The sequence below is a fragment of the Aeromonas sp. A600620 genome (assembly GCF_029479985.1).
GTDB lineage: Bacteria > Pseudomonadota > Gammaproteobacteria > Enterobacterales > Aeromonadaceae > Aeromonas > Aeromonas veronii_A.
This window is the reverse complement of the sequence record NZ_JAAKXB010000007.1, coordinates 170,989-190,204: the sequence shown is the minus strand read 5'-3', so window position 1 is coordinate 190,204 and position 19,216 is coordinate 170,989. Positions and strand designations below refer to the sequence as shown.

Genomic DNA, 19,216 nt, shown 5'->3' with positions numbered 1-19,216 from the left:
CTGATAAGAACCGCTTGCGAAGCCGGTCACGGTAATGACAGGGAAAATCACCTCTACTTCGTCATATGAAGCCACATGGAGAGGTGATGATGTCGCTGTTTAATGAGGTGCGGGTACAGGATTTGTGTGCACGGTTGCTCGATAGCCAGAACGAGAAGGGCTGCTCCCTTGAGAGTCGGCATGGCCGCGAGTTGAAGGAGTTGCTGCAGGCTGTGGGCGGAGTCGAGTCAGTTGGGCGCAGTTCCCGTCATATATTGACCGACGCGGGGCGGACTTTTCTGACCGGACAACTGGCACGGGCTGCGCCCCCCGAACCGGACAAGGGGGAGCAGCTGCAACGTCTGGGAGTGAGTTTGCCTGCACGGCTCAATCAGGCCTGCTTTTATGCCCTCTGGCATGGGGACAGCAAGCATCCGCGGTCAGCATCCCTTGCCGCGCCACTGCTTGCGGAATTGTCGCTCACGCAGGATGAGGTGATCCGCATCCGTACCCTCGAACCGCTCTCACTGGTCGATCTGCAGGGTCAGCAGCACGATATGACTGCAATGATGGCGTTGTTGGGAGAGTTGGCGTTGCCGGAGCGGACTCTGGACACGCTGGCGGCCATCGGCTGGCAGGGGGAGCGGGTCATTACGGTGGAGAACAAGGGGGCCTTTGTCGACTACCCGCTGCAACCCGGGCAACTGCTGCTCTTTGTCCCCGGTCGCAATACCACCCTGGCCAAACAGCTGATCCCGCTGTTGCCTGCGGGCGTGCAGTGGGCCCATTTCGGTGATCTCGATCAACGAGGTATCGATATTGCCATCGATCTGGCGCGTGAGCTAAATCGACCGTCCATGCTCTGGCTTCCCTGTGAGCTGCAACCTTATCTGGATCACTACGCCCGTCCGGTACGCACCTTTGCGACGGACAGTGGCAAGGTGCCCTGGCGTGTGACGACGCAGACTGATCAGGTCGATGGTCATGGCACGCTGGCAGGCGTTCCCTGGCTCGATAAACTGATCACAGACGGGACTTGGCTGGAGCAGGAGGTATTGATTCTGGCCCCTCACTGGCGGAGCTGGTCATTGGAAGCGATGGGCAATCAGGTGTGAAACGGGGAGCCCGCGCTCCCCGTCATTTGTGGTCAGCTGCTTACTTGGCGTTGATGGGCCCCTTGGTGCCGGCATCATTATCGACCCAGCCATCTTCACCCTTGATGCGGCGATCCCCCTGAATGGTGTAGATGACCATGCCATCCTTGAACACCAGCGCGCCATCGGATTTCTTGGCATTGACCTTCTTATCGTTGACCCACACCTGATCCTTGCCATCGATGTGGATATTGGCCACGGTGGCGCCAGTTTGGGGGAAGGTGGCGATCCAGTTGCCCGCATAGGGGCTGCCGCTGGTTGCCGCGGCCGGAGCATTGCCAACACCGGCAGCCGCGTTCTCAGCCTTGGTTTTGTTGATATCGCAGCCATTAAGCTCGCTCACCTGAGTGCAGCCCGAGCGCTCCAGCTTCTGCTCATAGCTCAGATTCAGACCGCCCTTCGCGGCCGGGGCGGCAGTGCCAAATCCCGCCTTGGCATTTTCCGCTTTGGTTTTGTGAATGTCACAGCCCTGCGCCTCGGTGACCTGGGTGCAGCCGGATCGCTCCAGTTGCTCGGCATATTTGGCACTGATGGCGTGGGCAGGGGTGATACCGAGCAGGGTCAGGGTGATGAGCAGAGCAGCATTCCTGGACATAGATAATCCCTCAAAGATGTAAGTCATGCAGGTTCACCCGCGCAGTTGCGGTCGTGAACGTCGGCCTCTCTTGAGCATCCGAGACAGATGCGCAGCTGGCGTATTCACGTTAGCACCTTGGGCCAACCGCGCCCAGCGATGTGGCCGGAAGATAAGGCGAGAGGTGATACGGGCGGGGAGCGAAGGGGAGACGAGATAGCAGCAGTGTCAACGCTGGAGAGATCCTTCCAAGAGAAAAGGTGTTGCGGGCATTATCATAATGATAACGACAGCCCAGCTGATATCATTTCAGCCCCTGAAACTGACCTTTGATGATAATTCTCACCGACGTCGAGATATCGCCTTTGATTATTATCACCTTGCTATTTTATGGCTTGGCTGATCTGCGCACATTTTTATGGATTAAATCGCTGAAATAGCCGCTGATTTTGTGGGTGGCATCACACACTTTCGTCATTTATTAATATCTGCCTGCATCTTATTGGTTTGGCACGGTTATTGATTGCCTCATATCGACGCTAACCGACGCGCTCACCCACAACCGGGATGCTGGTGACATCGTGAGTGAAAGGGGAGCTATCCATATCTCATCCAATGATTGGGGCGAACGATGAAAGCAGTTAACGAATTAATCAAAGAGATCAGGGCACTCAAATCCAACCTGCATGAAAAAGATTTTCTGCTGACCTGGGAGCAAACGCCTCAGGAGCTGGAGCTGGTATTGAAACTGGCCGAATCACTCAAGACCCTGCGCGCCGAAAATATCTGCACCAAACTGTTTAACAGCGGGCTCGGTATCTCGGTTTTCCGCGATAACTCCACCCGAACCCGCTTCTCTTATGCCTCTGCATTGAACCTGCTCGGTCTGGCCCAGCAGGATCTGGATGAGGGCAAATCCCAGATCGCCCACGGTGAGACCGTCCGTGAAACCGCCAACATGATCTCCTTCTGCGCCGATGCCATCGGGATCCGTGACGACATGTTCCTCGGTGCCGGCAACGCCTATATGCGCGAAGTGGGCGCCGCACTGGATGAAGGGTTCGAGAAGGGAGTGCTGCCCCAGCGTCCGGCGCTGGTCAACCTGCAGTGCGACATTGATCACCCGACCCAGTCGATGGCTGATCTCGCCTGGTTACAGGAGCACTTCGGTAGTCTGGAGAGCCTCAAGGGCAAGAAGATTGCGATGACCTGGGCCTACTCCCCCAGCTACGGCAAGCCGCTCTCCGTGCCCCAGGGCATCATTGGTCTGATGACCCGTTTCGGTATGGACGTGACCCTGGCCCACCCGGAAGGGTATGACCTGATCCCGGATGTGATCGAAGTGGCCAAAGAGAACGCCAAGGCCTCCGGCGGCAGCTTCCGTCAGGTCACCTCCATGGAAGAGGCTTTCAAGGATGCGGATATCGTCTATCCCAAGTCCTGGGCCCCCTTCAAGGTGATGGAGCAGCGCACCGAGTTGCTGCGCGCCAATGATCACGCCGGCCTCAAAGAGCTGGAGAAACACTGCCTTGAGCAGAACGCCAAGCACAAGGATTGGCACTGCACTGAGGAGATGATGAAGCTCACCAAGGGGGGCGAGGCGCTCTATATGCACTGCCTACCGGCCGATATTTCCGGCGTCTCCTGCAAAGAGGGCGAAGTGACCGAAGGGGTATTCGAGAAATACCGTATCGCCACTTACAAAGAGGCGAGCTGGAAGCCCTATATTATCGCCGCCATGATCATGGCCCGTAAATTTTCCGCCCCGGCAGAAACTCTGGAAAATCTGATTAAAGAGGCGCAAAAGCGGGTGAAATAAATAACGGCAGGGCAGGGTGAATATTCATCCTGCCCATACTGTCGAATTCATTATTTCGAGTTTTCTCCCCGTGGTATCTGAATAACGGATCTCCCGGCGAGGCAGCTCTTTGTCAGGTAACGCCTAGTGAGGTAAGCATGTCCCAATTTTCGCTGAAGATGGATATTGCCGATAACCGCTTTTTTACCGCCGAGCCATCTCCGCTGTTTTCTCGCGCCGAAGCACAAAAGGCTCGCGCTTTTCATAAAAAACTGGCCGGTTATGAACCGACCCCATTGTGCGACCTGAAAGATCTGGCCGCCTATATCGGGGTGAAAAATATATTGGTCAAGGACGAGTCAAAGCGCTTTGGCCTCAACGCCTTCAAGATGCTGGGTGGCGTTTATGCCATCGCCAACTTGCTCTGTGAAAAATACGGGGTGGCCATCGAGGATTTCTCCTTCGATCTCATCAAACGCACCATCAAGGAGCCGATGACATTCGCCACCACCACAGATGGCAACCACGGTCGTGGCGTTGCCTGGGCCGCCAAACAGGTGGGTCAGCATGCGGTGGTCTACATGCCCAAGGGCTCGGCCCAGGAGCGGGTTGACCACATCCTCAATCTCGGTGCCGAGTGCATCGTCACCGACATGAACTATGACGACACCGTGCGCCTAACCATGAAGATGGCCGAAGAGCGCGGCTGGCACATAGTGCAGGACACCGCCTGGGAGGGCTACACCAAGATCCCGACCTGGATCATGCAGGGTTACTCCACCCTGGCCGACGAAGCGGTCGAGCAGATGCAGGCCATGGGCATCAAGCAGCCGACCCACGTGTTGCTGCAGGCTGGCGTTGGTGCGCTGGCGGGCGGTGTGCTCGGTTATCTGGTGGACTGCTTTGGTGCGAAAAACCTGCACAGTATCGTGGTCGAACCGGATCAGGCCGACTGCATCTTCCGCTCCGGTGTGGCGGGGGAGATGGTCAACGTGGGGGGCGACATGCGCACCATCATGGCCGGTCTCGCCTGCGGTGAACCCAATCCCCTCGGCTGGCCGCTGCTCAGAAGCTGCACCACCCAGTTCATCTCCTGTCACGACAAGGTGTCGGCATTGGGCATGAGAGTGCTCGGCAACCCCCTTGGCAATGATCCACGCATCATCTCCGGTGAGTCCGGCTCGGTCGGTACCGGCGTGCTGGCGGCAGTACGTCACCACCCGGATCGCGCAGCGCTGATGGCGCGCCTCGGGCTAAGTCGCGACTCCGTGGTGCTGATCATCAACACCGAAGGGGACACCGATGTGACCCACTACCGGGAAGTGGTGTGGGAAGGCAAACATCCTGCCTGCGATTAACCCCGGCTGTGAGTAACCCCTGCGAGAGCAGAGAGACGAATTGAAGAACTGATCGCGCCTCGCCAACGGGGCGCGGTAACGGGCACAGGGCGCTGCCGACGAACAGGCCGCGCACTCTCAGTTGTTATGGAGAATCACAATGAGCAAGCAAATTCCGTTTGAAATGGTGTTGGAGAAGGCCTACCAGTACAAGGCCGAGATGAGTCAGTTCCTGCGCGACATGATCGCCATCCCGAGCGAGAGCTGCGATGAAGAGCGCGTCGTGCTGCGCATCAAGCAGGAGATGGAGAAGGTTGGCTTTGACAAGGTCGAGATCGACCCCATGGGCAACGTGCTGGGCTATATCGGCCACGGCCCGCACCTGATCGCCATGGATGCCCACATCGATACCGTGGGCGTCGGCAACATGGCCAACTGGAAGTTCGACCCCTATGAGGGGATGGAAGATCACGAGATCATTGGTGGTCGTGGCGCATCTGACCAAGAAGGCGGCATGGCCTCCATGGTCTATGCGGGCAAGATCATCAAGGATTTGGGGCTGGAAGATCAGTACACCCTGCTGGTGACCGGTACCGTACAGGAGGAGGATTGCGATGGCCTCTGCTGGCAGTACATCATCGAGCAGAGCAAGATCCGCCCCGAGTTCGTGGTCAGTACCGAGCCGACCGACTGCCAGATCTACCGTGGCCAGCGCGGCCGCATGGAGATCCGTGTGGAGGTGCAGGGGGTGAGCTGCCACGGCTCTGCGCCGGAGCGCGGTGACAACGCCATCTTCAAGATGGGCCCCATCCTTGGCGAGCTGCAGGAGCTGAGCCACAACCTCGGCAACGACGACTTCCTCGGCAAGGGCACCCTGACCGTCTCGGAGATCTTCTTCACTTCGCCAAGCCGCTGCGCCGTGGCGGACAGCTGCGCCGTCTCCATCGACCGCCGCCTCACCTGGGGCGAAACCTGGCAAGGGGCGCTCGACGAGATCCGCGCCCTGCCTGCGGTGCAAGCCGCCGGTGCCGAGGTCTCCATGTACCAGTACGATCGCCCGGCCTACACCGGTCTGGTCTATCCGACCGAGTGCTACTTCCCGACCTGGAAGGTGGAAGAGGATCACATCACCGTCAAAACCCTCTCCAAGGCTTATCGCGAGCTGTTCAACAAGGAGCCGGTGGTGGACAAGTGGACCTTCTCGACCAACGGGGTCTCCATCATGGGTCGCCACGGTATTCCGGTGATCGGTTTTGGCCCGGGTAAAGAGCCGGAGGCCCACGCACCGAACGAGAAGACCTGGAAAGAGCATCTGGTCAAGTGCGCCGCCATGTACGCCGTGATCCCCATGCTCTATCTGGCCGAGCTGGACAAGTAAGGGGTCTGCCGGGTGGTGACTCTCATCACCGCCCGTCTGTCGCAAGTGTGGCAAGTGCCCCGTCTCCATTGAGGCGGGGCTTTGCTGTTTGAAGTGATGTTCGAGGTGGTGGGGATGAAACGGCTGATCAAAAACGGTGTGCTGGTCGATGCGCAGGGTGAATATCGTCAGGATCTGCTGATCGAGCACGGGGTGATCCGCGCGCGCGCCGCCGATATCGAGCCCGATGGCGAGACCGAAGTGATCGATGCCAGCGGCTGCTATGTGATGCCGGGTGGCATCGACGTCCATACCCACTTCAACATCGACGTGGGCATTGCCCGCAGTTGCGATGACTTTTTCAGCGGTACCCGTGCCGCCGCCTGTGGTGGCACCACCACCATCGTCGATCACATGGGATTTGGCCCAGCGGGGTGCAATCTGCATCACCAGCTGGCCCGATATCACGACTATGCCGCCGATCAGGCGGTGATCGACTACAGCTTTCATGGCGTGATCCAGCATGTGGATGACGCCATCCTTAATGAGATGGCCGCCATGGTGCAGGAGGAGGGGATCAGCAGCTTCAAGCTCTACCTCACCTACCAGTACAAGCTGGGGGATCACGATGTGTTGCGCGCGCTGGCCCGCCTCAAAGAGGTGGGGGCGCTCGCCACCGTCCATCCCGAGAACGATGCCGCCATCGCGGCGCGCCGTGCGGCCCTGCTCGCCGCCGGTCACCATGAACCCTGGTATCACCCGCAAAGCCGCCCACTGGAGTGCGAGGCGGAGGCGATCGCCCGGATGATCAATCTGGCGGGGCTCGCGGGCAATGCGCCGCTCTATATCGTCCACCTCTCCAATGGCTTGGGGCTGGAGTATCTGAAACTGGCGCGCCGTCAGGGCCAGCCGGTCTGGGTCGAGACCTGCCCGCAATATCTGCTGCTCGATGAGCAGTGTTATTACAAGGAGAACGGGGTCGACTATCTGCTGAGCCCGCCGCTGCGCTCGCGCCGCGAGCAGGACAAGCTGTGGGTCGGTATCGCTGCGGGTGACATCGACACGGTGGCGACCGATCACTGCAACTTCTCTCACGCCCAGCGCATGACCCTCTCGGGGGGCGATTTCAGCCGCTGCCCCAATGGTTTGCCCGGGGTCGAAAACCGGATGCTGCTGCTGTTTTCCCACGGGGTACTAGGCGGGCGCATCTCGCCGTCGCGCTTCGTGGCACTCACCAGCGCCAACCCGGCGCGCCTGTTTGGCCTCTGGCCGCGCAAGGGCAACCTGCAAGCGGGGTCTGATGCCGATCTGGTGATCATGGATCCCCGCGGTGACACCCTGATTTCTCACCCACTGCTGCATGACAACGGCGACTACAGCCCCTACGAGGGGATGCATTGCCCCGGCCGGATCAGGATGACCCTCAGTCGTGGCGAGATAGTCGCTCGCGACGGCGAGTTTCTGGGGCGGCGTGGTCATGGTCGGTTTTTGGCCAGAGCGCCCTTTGATCCGGCGTTGGCTTCGGATCTGCACTCGCCTTGCCCCGCGGTGTCAGGCTGACAATCCGTTCGAAATACGCAAATCAGCAAGCTTATGTGAACAACGAAAGGTGAGCCGGTATCGCGCCGGCTTGTCCCATCACTGGAGATAACAAGATGAAACAGAGAATCGTACTGGCCCTTGGTGGCAATGCGCTGGGCAACAACCTGCCCGAGCAGATGAAGGCGGTGCAGAGCACGGCGGGCACCATTGCCGACCTGATCGCCCAGGGGCACGAGGTGGTGGTGACCCACGGCAACGGCCCGCAGGTAGGGATGATCCAGCAGGCGTTCGAAGTGGCGGCCCGCCACGAGCCAAAATCCCCCCATCTGCCGATGTCGGTCTGCGTGGCCCTGAGTCAGGGTTATATCGGCTATGACCTGCAAAATGCCCTGCGCGAAGCCCTGCTTGAACGCGGCATCCACAAGCCGGTCGCCACTCTGGTGACCCAAGTGGAGGTAGATAAAAACGATCCCGCCTTCCTTGACCCGAGCAAACCCATCGGCGGTTTCTTCAGCAAGGAAGAGGCCGAGGCGCTGATGGCCAAGGGCGAGCGGCTCAAAGAGGATGCCGGTCGCGGCTATCGCCGGGTAGTGGCATCCCCCAAACCCGTCGATATCATCGAGAAAGAGACCGTCTCAGCGATGCTGGCCGCCGGTCAGGTGGTGATCACCGTCGGTGGCGGCGGCATTCCGGTGCTGCGGGAGGGCAATCACCTGCGCGGTGCCAGTGCGGTGATCGACAAGGATTGGGCCAGTGCCAAGCTGGCGGAACTGATTGACGCCGACATGCTGATCATCCTTACCGCGGTAGAGAAAGTGGCCATCAACTTCGGCAAACCCGATGTGCAGTGGCTCGATCAGCTGAGCGTGGGAGATGCCCAGTGTTTTATCGAGCAGGGGCAGTTTGCCAAGGGATCCATGCTGCCCAAGGTGGAGGCGGCGCTCTCGTTCGCTACCTCCATGCCGGGGCGCAAATCCCTGATCACCTTGCTGGAGAAGGCCGCCGACGGCATTGCCGGCAAGACGGGAACCCTTATCTGCCGCTAGGCGTTCCAGCTCGGGTTGCGTGTGATTGCGGGGGCCGACGGCCCCCTTGTTCATTTCGGGGCGACCATGGTCAGCGGAGGATGAGCGGCGTAAGATGGCCGCCTTCAAGCGCGGGCAAGAGGCCGAGAACAGACCCGGCGCAATGAGTGACAAGAGGTGAGTAACAAGCAAATGAGCGGAAAGATCAATATGGCGGCGCTGGTGGGATTGATCCTGCTCACCGCCATCTGGAGTTACAGCTGGATCGTGATGAAGCAGGTGATGCTTTACGCGGGGGCGTTCGAGTTCACCGCTCTGCGCTGCCTGTGCGGATCTCTGGTTCTGCTGCTGGTATTGGCCCTGCGCGGGCGCCGTTATCTCAAACCCACTCCGTTTCGCTATACCCTCGCCATCGCCCTGTTCCAGACCTGCGGCATGGTGGGGTTGGCCCAGTGGGCTTTGATCAGCGGCGGGGCGGGCAAGGTGGCCATTTTGAGTTATACCATGCCGTTCTGGGTGGTGATCTTCGCGGCGCTCTTTCTCGGCGAGCGGATGCGCAAGCTCCACTATCTGGCAGTCGGGGTGGCTGCCTGCGGGCTGCTGCTGGTGATCGAGCCCTGGCAATTGCATCTGGATTCCATGAAGAGTGCGCTGCTGGGGATTGCTTCCGGCATTTGCTGGGGGATTAGCGCCATCATCGCCAAGCGGATGTATGCCCGCCATCCCGCGGTGGATCTGATGTCCCTCACCACCTGGCAGATGATCTACGCCACCATGGTGATGGCCGTGGTGGCGGCGCTGGTGCCGGAGCGACCCATCGACTGGCAGCCCTATGTGTTTGGCGCGCTCGCCTACAGCGCCATCTTCGCCACGGCGCTGGCCTGGAGCCTCTGGCTGTTCGTACTGAAAAAGCTGCCGGCAGGGATCGCCAGTCTCAGTACCCTGGCGGTGCCGGTGAGCGGCGTGCTGCTCTCCTGGTGGCTGCTGGGCGAAAATCCGGGGCCGGTGGAGGGGAGCGGCATTGCCCTTATCGTGCTGGCGCTTCTCGTCATCAGCCGCAAGGGCAAGCGCTCTGTGGTGTCGGTGGCGGGGGAGACTCGCATCAAGCATGGTTGAGTGGTGACTGGGCTGCCAGTGGCACGATAAACGGCACTCAAAAGAGCCCGCGACAGGGGACCAACCCCTCGTTACAATGGCGTGGTTTGACTGTGCTGGAGCACAGGTATCTGATTTATTGTGATTATTTCAACGAACCTAACGGCAAGGATGAGACCGTATGATGACGCTGGTGTGGTTGGCTGTAGGCCTGGTGTGTCTGGTGGTGGGGGCCGAATCTCTGGTGCGGGGCGCATCTCGCCTCGCCACCATGATGGGGATATCGCCACTGGTGGTGGGATTGACCATAGTGGCCTTTGGGACCAGTGCTCCCGAGCTGGCTGTGAGCATCCAGTCTGGCCTCGAGGGGCAGGCAGGGATCGCAGTGGGAAACGTGGTCGGCAGCAATATTTTCAACGTGCTGTTTATTTTAGGTATTTCGGCACTGATCGTACCGTTGACCGTCTCCCAGCAACTGGTACGTCTCGACGTTCCCTTGATGATAGTGGTCTCTTTTCTAGTGTTGTTGCTGGGCTACGATGGCCGTATTGCACCACTGGAAGGGGCGCTGCTGTTTGCCGGCATCATCGCCTACACCGTGTTTCTCTTTGTCCAGAGTCGACGGGAAAACAAAGCGGTGCAGGCGGAGTATGAGCAGGAGTTTGGTACCCGTGAAGCGAGTACGGCGGGCAACTGGTTGCGCAATCTGCTCTTTATTGCCGCAGGTCTGGGTCTGCTGATCCTCGGCTCCCGCCTGCTGGTTGGCAGTGCGGTTGAGATTGCACACTACTTCGGGGTGAGCGATCTGATCATCGGCTTGACCATAGTGGCGGCCGGTACCTCCTTGCCCGAAGTGGTGACCTCCATCGTCGCAGCCCTGCGCGGGGAGCGGGATATCGCTGTGGGGAACGTGGTGGGCAGCAATATCTTCAATATCCTCTGCGTGCTGGGGCTCACCTCCATCGTCACTCCCGGTGGGCTTGAAGTGTCGGCCACCGCCCTTCAGTTCGATATTCCGGTAATGATTGCGGTGGCGCTTGCCTGCCTGCCCATCTTCTTTACCGGTTACACCATCGCCCGCTGGGAAGGGGCGCTGTTTCTGGCCTACTACATCGGCTACACCTGCTGGCTGATCCTCCACGCCACGTCCAGTCCGCTGCAAGGTCAGTTCAGTGCAGCGCTAACCGGTTTTGTGTTGCCGCTCACCGCCATCACTCTGGTTGTGCTGGCGGTGCGAGCCTGGCGATTGCAACGAACCCGGTCGTGATGCAGGTTCTCCTGATGTAAAGGAGCTGCATCAACCGACAGGCCGAAAAAAGCCCCACCATCATGGTGGGGCTTTTGCTTGGTGCTGAACTTGGTGCTGAAGAGGGACGCGAAGCGCCGTCATCGGCGCTGGGCCAGATGCATCATGGCTTCCAGCACGGCACCGCCGATGGCGCGAGCCTTGTCCGATACCGTAGTGGCATCGGCCCGCTCGCCTCTGGGATCGATGTCACCGATCTTGAAGCCGACGGTGACCTCGATGCCATCGCTGAGCAGACCTCGCACCATGCCGGAGAGCGGCGCGATAATAGGGGCGTCACCCACATGGGCGATCACATCCCCCTCCTGCACCAGATCACCGAGCTTGATAATGCTCTTCATCACGCCGGGGGCGGGGGCGCGCACCACCCGGCGGGCGGAGTGCCCCTCGATCACCCCGGGAATGCCGGTATTGGGCTGGGCGGGGCCCTGATAGATGACACGGCCCAGATGATGGCCGCGGTTGGTCTCAATGACCGCATCACAGTCGCGTCCCGCCTCAAATCCCGGGCCAAGGGCCACCGTAATGGGGGCCATCTCCTTGTGGGTGCCGAGATTCTGCTTGGCGAGGATGGCATCCACCAGATAGCGGGGCTTGAGCTCGGCGAGGGTGGTGCAGTCGGGGTCAACCAGCAGCGGAATGATGCCCCGATCCAGCTGCTCGAACGCTTGCTCAACGCTCTCGACCCGCTTGGCGCGCACACCCTCGACACTGGTTTCACCATCGAACAACCCTTGAGCGAAGGCGACGGTGCGGCGGATCACCGTGGGCTTGTCGAGATCCAACATCACCACCTTGAAACCGGCATTGTGCAGCCGCAGCGCCACCCCGGTAGCGATATCGCCGGAGCCGCGCATCACCACCAGCTGATCCCGCTTGAGGCGAACATCGTCCTGCATCAGCCCACCCGATTTGCCGTTTTTCACCTGCAGCAGCTCGGCGAGGATGCTGATGGCGATCTCCTCGGGGGTTTCGGCTCCGATGTTGTAACCGATGGGGGCGTGCAGCTGCTGCAGTTGCTCCTGGCTCACCCCTTGCTGGCGCAGCGCCTGGGTGAAGGTCTGCACCTTGCGCTTGCTGGCGAGCAGCCCCAGATAGGCGAGGGGGCGATTGATGAGCCGCTCCAGCGCCTCCTTGTCCTGATGGTTGGTGGCGATGATGACGAAGTTGGCGGGCTCGATGGCCAGCGCCTCGATCACCGCGCTGATGGTATCGGCCTGTTTGAGATGGGTGCCGACGGGGAAGTGATCGGGGTTGAGGCTCCCTTCAAAACAGTCGCCCACATGGATATCAAAACCCAGTGGCGCCGCAGCATGGGCCAGCGCCCGGTTGACGTGACCGGCACCAATGAGCACCAGCCGGGGGCGCAGGCCATAGACATCGATATAGACCGACATGGCTCCACCGCAATCCGACCCGACCGCATGCTCACCGTTGCGCGCCATCCGGCCGTGGAAGATGCGCGGCTTGCGCTCGGCAATGGCGGCCACGGCCTCTTCGATCACCAGCCGCTCGATCATGCCGCCGCCTATGGTGCCGAGGATCTGGCCATCGGCCATCACCAGCATCTGGGCCTGATGGCGGGGGGTGGAGCCACGGCTCTCGATGATCTGGGCCATGGCAAACGGCGTGTTCTCCTGTTCCAGTCGGGCTGCGTGTGTAAACAGATTCATAAGGTACCTCTTCTTATCCTTAAACCATCATGGGCGAGGCGGCTGTGCCTCATCCTGAGCGAAGTAACCGAGTGCGAGGCGAATGGGTTGTGGTTCGCGAACCGCCCCCTGCCAGATGGTGTGGAGCTCGGGGTGGCGGGTATGCAGCTTTATCAATTCATCGAGCCACGACGCCTCATTTTGATAATCCCCATTGATAAACCAGATCCGGCGCGCTCTGGCCGGGGAGCCCTTGAACAGCCCCTCGGGGTGGGAGAGCAGCTGGTGAAACAGAACCCAGTCGAGGGGGTCACCAGCCTCTATCCCGCACAGGGCCTGAAGCTCTGCCCAGCGGTGGATCTGCTGCGGGTCGGCCTTGGCCCCCACCATGGCGCCGCCCGTCAGGGCGATCACCCAATCACTGTGCTGAGGAATGCAAGGTTCGTGCAAAGCGGGCACTTTCAATAACTTGTGATGGGCGCCATCCGCTTCGACCAGGATCAGATCGAAGCGCTGCTGCCCCTTGATGAGATCAATCTGCTGGGGCGTGGGGCCCGCCACCTTTCCGGTGCGCTCGTCGAGATGGCTGAACAGGGCAACCAGCGCCGGGCCATCCGGTAGCGCCTGACAGCGGGTCAACTGGCGGACGGGATCGGCTTCCAGGATCAATTCCCGATAGTGTGACGGGGCAGGCAGAAACATCCGGGTGGTGGTGGTAATTAGCACCCTTTTACCCTGTTGATAAAAATATTCCGCCAGCCAGAACAGGGTGCTGGTTTTTCCACCGGCCCCACAGAGGCTAATTAAGGTGGTATGGCTATCAATATTTTTGGTGAGCGGGTTTAATAGCGGATCTATATCTGGAAATGCGACAGCAACAGCGTGTGGGTGCGACATAATGACGACCAAAATAAATATCGAAGGGAGTTGGAAACAACGTTGCCAGGAACAAGAGCAGTGTGACTGTATAATAACGGCGGCGGGTTTATCTTCCCGAATGGGTACCTGGAAAATGATGCTACCTTATTGCCAGGGGACAATGCTTGATGCAAGTCTCAAAAATGCCCTGGCTTTTTGTCAGCGCGTTATTCTGGTGGTGGGCCATCGTGGCGAGGAACTTCAAGCGCGCTACGGATCACGGCCGGATATTGTTGTCGTCCACAACCCCGACTATCGGCAGGGGCTGGGCAGCTCCATCCGCTGCGCCCTGGCGGCCAGTGACGCCAACTACCTCTTTATCAGCCACGGGGATCTCCCCTGTATCCCGCGCGATGTCTATCAACAGATCTGGCAGGCACGGGGTTGTGAGGCTCTTTTCCCCACCTGGCAGGGGGAGGCGGGCCATCCGGTGTTGCTGCCAAAATCCCTTGCCCGCGAGCTGGCTGCTGCCCCGGTGCAGTCGTCGGTACGACGCTGGTTGCAAGGGCATCCCCATCGTATGGTGCCCGTCGACAGCCCCGCCATCCTGTTTGATGTGGATACCCCGGAGCGCTATCAGGCGCTGCTGGGTGGTATTCTTGAAAATGAGAGCGAGCCCACGAAATAACCCTGTTTTAAAAAGATAACGGGGAGATAAATGGCGTATCAAAGTGATATTTCTCGCACTTGATCTGATAGGGCGAGTTCTTTTTGAACTGCTCATCAAGTAAATTTCAGAGTGATTGATAACTACTCGCAATACCCATAATGGTGATATCGTAATTTCTCATCATTAATTGGAGCTGCCTCACGCTTTCACCCTAAAAAATAGTTTTGTAGCTCGTTTTATAACTGTAGTGGCCTGATAGTTGCTCCTCTCCTTGCCAAGGGGGAACACCCGTGCGGGATACCCCATTTATTCATGCTGCCAATGGGCAGAACAGCTGCAAGGAGATAGCCATGGGCGATATTATGCGACCCGTTCCCTTCAAGAACCTTCTGACCCGTATTTTTGCGGAATATAAAGAGAGTCAGAGCATTTTCGGTATTCCCGCCGCGCAATTCTATCGCAAGCAGGACGAGCGCAAGATCAAGGTGTTCGGTGAAACCTGCGAGACCCCCATTGGCCCGGCAGCCGGCCCCCATACCCAGTTGGCCCAGAACATCGTCACCTCCTGGCTGACCGGCGGGCGCTTTATCGAGCTCAAGACGGTGCAGATCCTGGACCGTCTCGAACTGGAAAAGCCCTGCATCGATGCCGAAGACGAGTGCTTCAACACCGAGTGGTCTACCGAGTTCACCTTGCCCAAGGCGTTTGACGAGTATCTGAAGGCCTGGTTTGCCCTCTATCTGCTGGAGGAGGTGTTCGATCCGCGTCTTGAGGGGGAGGCCAAGTCTTTCATTTTCAACATGAGCGTGGGTTACAACCTCGATGGCATCAAACAGCCACCGATGCAGCAGTTCATCCACAGCCTGATGGATGCCAGCAGCAATCCGAAATTTGCCGAATACCAGCAGGTGGTACGTGAGCTGGTGGCCGATGAGCAGTTTATCGCCGAGCTGGGACTGGGGGCGCGCCGCGATCGCCTGCAACAGCTGGTAGATCGTATCCCGGCCAATCTGGTGCACGGCGTTACCCTCTCTACCATGCACGGCTGCCCGCCCAACGAAATTGAGGCCATCTGCCGCTACATGCTGGAAGAGAAGGGGCTCAACACCTTCGTCAAACTGAACCCGACCCTGCTAGGCTACCCGCGGGTGCGCGAGATCCTCGATACCTGCGGCTTTGATTACATTGGTCTGAGCGAAGCGTCGTTCGATCACGACCTCAAGCTGGATCAGGCCAAGGCAATGCTGACCCGATTGATGGCGCTGGGGGCCGAGAAGGGGCTCACCTTCGGGGTCAAGCTGACCAACACCCTCGGCACCATCAACCGCAAAGGGGCGCTGCCGGGGGATGAGATGTATATGTCCGGCCGTGCGTTGTTCCCCCTCTCCATCAACGTGGCCGCTGTGCTGTCCCGCGCCTTCGATGGCAAGCTGCCCATCTCCTACTCCGGTGGTGCCAGCAAGTTCAATATCGCCGAGATCTTCGAGACCGGTATTCGTCCCATCACCATGGCCACTGATCTGCTGAAACCGGGTGGTTACCTGCGCCAGATCGAGTGTCTCAAAGAGATCGACGCCTCCGACAGCTGGGGCATGAGTCAGGTGGATGTGGCCAAGCTGGAAGCGCTTGCCGCTAAGGCCCTCACCATGGATTACACCCAGAAGGAGTGGAAGTCCGACGATCGCATCGAAGTGGGTGGCGGCCTGCCGCTGACCGACTGCTACGTAGCGCCCTGCGTCACCGCCTGCGCCGTGCATCAGGATATCCCCGAGTACATTCGCCTGATGGGCGAGGGGCAGTATGTGGCAGCCCTTGAGCTGATTTATCAGCGCAACGCCTTGCCCGCCATCACCGGCCATATCTGCGATCACCAGTGCCAGTACAACTGCACCCGTCTCGACTACGACAGCGCGCTCAACATCCGCGAGCTGAAAAAGGTGGCGCTGGAGCGCGGCTGGGAAGGGTACAAGGCTCGCTGGCACAAACCGGCAGGCAGTGGTGACAAGCACCCGGTAGCGGTGATTGGCGCCGGCCCCGCCGGTCTCTCCGCTGGTTACTTCCTGGCCCGCGCCGGTCACCCGGTCACCGTGTTCGAGCGTGAAGCCGATGCCGGTGGCGTGGTCAAGCACATCATCCCCGAGTTCCGCATTCCGGCCGAGCTTATCCAGCATGACATCGACTTTGTCGCCGCCCACGGGGTCAAGTTCGAGTTTGGCTGCGATCCGGCGCTCACCGTCGACAAGCTGCACGCCCAGGGCTTTACCTATGTCTTCGTCGGCATCGGCGCCGACAAGAATGGCGGCATGCGTCTCGAAGGGGGACACGAGCGGATTTACAAATCCTTCCACTTCCTGCGCAGCTTCAATCAGGGCAAACCGCTGCCGCTCGGCCGCCATGTGGCGGTGATCGGCGCCGGTAACACCGCCATGGACTGCGCCCGCGCTGCCCTCAAGGTGCCGGGTGTCAGCGATGTGACCGTTATCTACCGTCGCAGCGAGAAAGAGATGCCCGCCTATCGCGAGGAGTATCTGGAAGCGGTGGAGGATGGGGTGCGTTTCTGCTTCCTCACCAATCCGGAGCGCTTTGACAAAGATGGCAAGCTCACCGTGCGGATGATGGCGTTGGGGGAACCTGACGAGCAGGGCCGCCGCCGTCCGGTGCCCACCGAGCAGACCGAAGTGATGCAGATGGATGCGCTGATCACCGCCATCGGCGAGCAGCCTGACTGCGAGGTGCTCAAAGCGATGGGCATTCCCTTGGGCAGCGATGGCTGGCCCGAGGTGGACAGCCAGACCGGCGAAACCAGCCGTCGCAACGTCTTCCTTATCGGTGACGTGCAGAGCGGCCCGTCCTCCATCGTCGGTGCCATCGGTGGTGCCCGCCGCGCCGCGGATCTGGTGCTCTCTCGCGAGCATATCGCCAGCCAGCAGAGTGAAGTGACCATCCAGCCGTCGGGCAAGGATGAGATCTACCGTCGCAAGGGGAGCATCGCCGTCACTATGGTCGACAAGAATGAGCGGGATGCCTTCGTGGCGCAAGAGGCGCACCGTTGCCTCGAGTGCAACTACCTCTGCAGCAAGTGCGTGGATGTCTGCCCCAACCGGGCCAACGTCGCCATTGCGGTGCCGGGCTTCAAGGATCAGTTCCAGACCCTGCACCTGGATGCCTACTGCAACGAATGTGGCAACTGCGCCCAGTTCTGCCCGTGGCAGGGCAAGCCCTATCAGGACAAGGTCACCATCTTCAGCCTGCCCGAGGATTTCGACAACAGCCGCAACCCCGGTTTCTATCTGGCTGACGGTGGCGAACTGCGGGTGCGTCAGGGTGGCGAGACCTATCGCCTGACCATAGACGCCCAGAGCCGGATCAAGGATGCGCCAGCGGCCCTTGGCGATATGTGCCGGATCATCAGCCATGTCCATGCTCATCACCACTACCTGCTGGGGGCCGTCGAGGCCTGAGCGAACCACGAATAAGCGAAGGAGCACACCATGTTTATTCTGAAAAACGTCACCGCTGTCCAGCTGGAGCCGACCCGGGTGCTGGAAGGGGTGGATATCGCCATCGAAGGCACCCTTATCAAAGCGGTGGGGCCCAATCTGCGGGTCCTCTACCCGGAGGCCAACTATCGGGAGATGGGGGGCAAGCTGGTGATGCCGGGCATCGTCTGTGCCCACAACCACTTCTACTCAGGCCTGTCGCGGGGGATCATGGCCAACATTGCCCCCTGCCCGGACTTTATCTCCACCCTGAAAAACCTCTGGTGGCGGCTCGATCGGGCGCTCGATGAGGAGTCCCTCTACTACAGCGGTCTCATCTGCTCGCTGGAGGCGATCAAGAGCGGTTGCAGCGCGGTGATCGACCACCACGCTTCGCCCAACTTCATCAAGGGCTCCCTGAATGTGCTGCGCAAAGGGTTTATGGAGGCGGGCCTGCGCGGCATGACCTGCTTCGAGACCACGGATCGCAACGGCGGCCTCGCCGAGCTGCAGGCTGGGGTGGAGGAGAACATCCTATTTGCGCAGGCCATTGATGCCGCCAAGGCCAAGGGGAACGAACCCTATCTGGTTGAAGCCCATATCGGCGCCCACGCCCCCTTCACCGTACCAGACGAAGGGCTAGCCATGTTGCGCGAAGCGGTGCAGGTTACCGGTCGCGGGCTGCATATCCATGTGGCGGAAGACCGCTACGACATGGCCCACGGCCACCACCACTATGGCAAGGAGCCCATCGCCCGGCTGGACGAGTTTGGCCTTATCGACAGCAAGTCACTTGTCGCCCACGGCATCTACCTGAGCCCGGCTGACATTGAGCTGCTCAACAGCCGCGATGCCTTTCTGGTGCACAACGCCCGCTCCAACATGAACAACCACGTGGGCTACAACATGCACCTGCCGGAGTATCGCAATCTGGCGCTCGGTACCGATGGCATCGGCTCCGACATGCTCGAAGAACTCAAGTTCGCCTACTTCAAGCACAAGGATGCCGGTGGCGCCCTGTGGCCCGACAGCTTTGCCCGCTTCCTCTGGAACGGCAACACCCTGCTGGAGCGCAACTTCGGTGCCAAATTTGGCCACCTGGAGCCGGGCTACAAGGCCGACCTCACCATTTGCGACTACGACGCACCGACCCCGCTGGCGCCGCGCAACCTCGGCGGCCATCTCGCCTTTGGTATGGGATCGAACAGCGTCAACAGCGTGATGGTGGAGGGGCGCATGGTCTATCAGGATCGCGAGTTCCCGTTCGATGTCGCGCCCATTTACGAGCAGGCCAGCAAGGTGGCGAGCCGCCTGTGGCAACGGATGGATCAGCTGGCCTAAGGCCACCTTCCACAGTTTTGGACCGGATTGCCCGCCCTGTTGATTTTCC

At 59.9% G+C, this 19,216-nt stretch carries 14 protein-coding genes; 11 read left to right on the top strand and 3 right to left on the bottom strand.

From position 1 onward, the window contains the following. Nucleotides 1-89 precede the first annotated feature (89 nt). Nucleotides 90-1,094 (top strand): Wadjet anti-phage system protein JetD domain-containing protein, encoded by a 1,005-nt coding sequence (locus tag G5533_RS11295; protein WP_441254823.1) that lies wholly within the window; start codon nt 90-92, stop codon nt 1,092-1,094. Between the two features lie 40 nt (nt 1,095-1,134). Here the strand turns inward: G5533_RS11295 and G5533_RS11290 are convergent, their stop codons facing one another. Further along, nucleotides 1,135-1,728, bottom strand: a complete 594-nt coding sequence (locus G5533_RS11290) for a hypothetical protein (protein WP_441254816.1) — start codon at nt 1,726-1,728, stop codon at nt 1,135-1,137. A gap of 610 nt (nt 1,729-2,338) precedes the next feature. Here G5533_RS11290 and ygeW point away from each other — a divergent pair. The 7 genes from ygeW (at nt 2,339) to G5533_RS11255 (ending at nt 11,128) form a co-directional block, all read left to right on the top strand. After that, nucleotides 2,339-3,526, top strand: coding sequence for a knotted carbamoyltransferase YgeW (gene ygeW / locus G5533_RS11285; protein WP_270904871.1), 1,188 nt, complete (start codon nt 2,339-2,341; stop codon nt 3,524-3,526). 137 nt (nt 3,527-3,663) lie between these two features. Continuing rightward, nucleotides 3,664-4,863 carry a diaminopropionate ammonia-lyase gene (dpaL, locus tag G5533_RS11280; protein ID WP_040070005.1) on the top strand — a complete coding sequence of 400 codons (1,200 nt, stop codon included), beginning with the start codon at nt 3,664-3,666 and terminating at the stop codon, nt 4,861-4,863. A 139-nt stretch (nt 4,864-5,002) separates the two neighbouring features. After that, nucleotides 5,003-6,220 carry a YgeY family selenium metabolism-linked hydrolase gene (locus tag G5533_RS11275; RefSeq protein WP_101530615.1) on the top strand — a complete coding sequence of 406 codons (1,218 nt, stop codon included), beginning with the start codon at nt 5,003-5,005 and terminating at the stop codon, nt 6,218-6,220. A gap of 114 nt (nt 6,221-6,334) precedes the next feature. Beyond that, complete coding sequence (hydA, locus tag G5533_RS11270; RefSeq protein WP_441254822.1) at nt 6,335-7,759, top strand: dihydropyrimidinase; 1,425 nt, start codon at nt 6,335-6,337, stop codon at nt 7,757-7,759. 95 nt (nt 7,760-7,854) lie between these two features. Next, entirely contained in the window at nt 7,855-8,787 is a 933-nt protein-coding gene (gene arcC / locus G5533_RS11265; protein WP_421255168.1) for a carbamate kinase, read from the top strand. Between the two features lie 171 nt (nt 8,788-8,958). Then, nucleotides 8,959-9,882, top strand: coding sequence for a DMT family transporter (locus G5533_RS11260; RefSeq protein WP_076491567.1), 924 nt, complete (start codon nt 8,959-8,961; stop codon nt 9,880-9,882). A gap of 160 nt (nt 9,883-10,042) precedes the next feature. Continuing rightward, complete coding sequence (locus tag G5533_RS11255) at nt 10,043-11,128, top strand: calcium/sodium antiporter (protein ID WP_151285962.1); 1,086 nt, start codon at nt 10,043-10,045, stop codon at nt 11,126-11,128. A gap of 119 nt (nt 11,129-11,247) precedes the next feature. Here G5533_RS11255 and yqeB read toward each other — a convergent pair whose 3' ends face one another. Both yqeB and yqeC read right to left on the bottom strand, forming a co-directional pair. Then, nucleotides 11,248-12,840, bottom strand: coding sequence for a selenium-dependent molybdenum cofactor biosynthesis protein YqeB (gene yqeB, locus G5533_RS11250; RefSeq protein ID WP_441254815.1), 1,593 nt, complete (start codon nt 12,838-12,840; stop codon nt 11,248-11,250). Between the two features lie 27 nt (nt 12,841-12,867). Further along, entirely contained in the window at nt 12,868-13,716 is an 849-nt protein-coding gene (gene yqeC, locus G5533_RS11245; protein ID WP_441254814.1) for a selenium cofactor biosynthesis protein YqeC, read from the bottom strand. Between the two features lies 1 nt (nt 13,717). Here yqeC and mocA point away from each other — a divergent pair, with 1 nt between their 5' ends. From mocA to ssnA, 3 genes are all read left to right on the top strand, one after another. Continuing rightward, complete coding sequence (gene mocA, locus G5533_RS11240) at nt 13,718-14,365, top strand: molybdenum cofactor cytidylyltransferase (protein WP_421255165.1); 648 nt, start codon at nt 13,718-13,720, stop codon at nt 14,363-14,365. 332 nt (nt 14,366-14,697) lie between these two features. Beyond that, nucleotides 14,698-17,808: a putative selenate reductase subunit YgfK gene (ygfK, locus tag G5533_RS11235; RefSeq protein ID WP_216953630.1), complete on the top strand. Its 3,111-nt coding sequence runs from the start codon at nt 14,698-14,700 to the stop codon at nt 17,806-17,808. Between the two features lie 30 nt (nt 17,809-17,838). Then, nucleotides 17,839-19,167, top strand: coding sequence for a putative aminohydrolase SsnA (gene ssnA / locus G5533_RS11230; protein WP_421255163.1), 1,329 nt, complete (start codon nt 17,839-17,841; stop codon nt 19,165-19,167). The last annotated feature ends 49 nt before the right edge of the window (nt 19,168-19,216 follow it).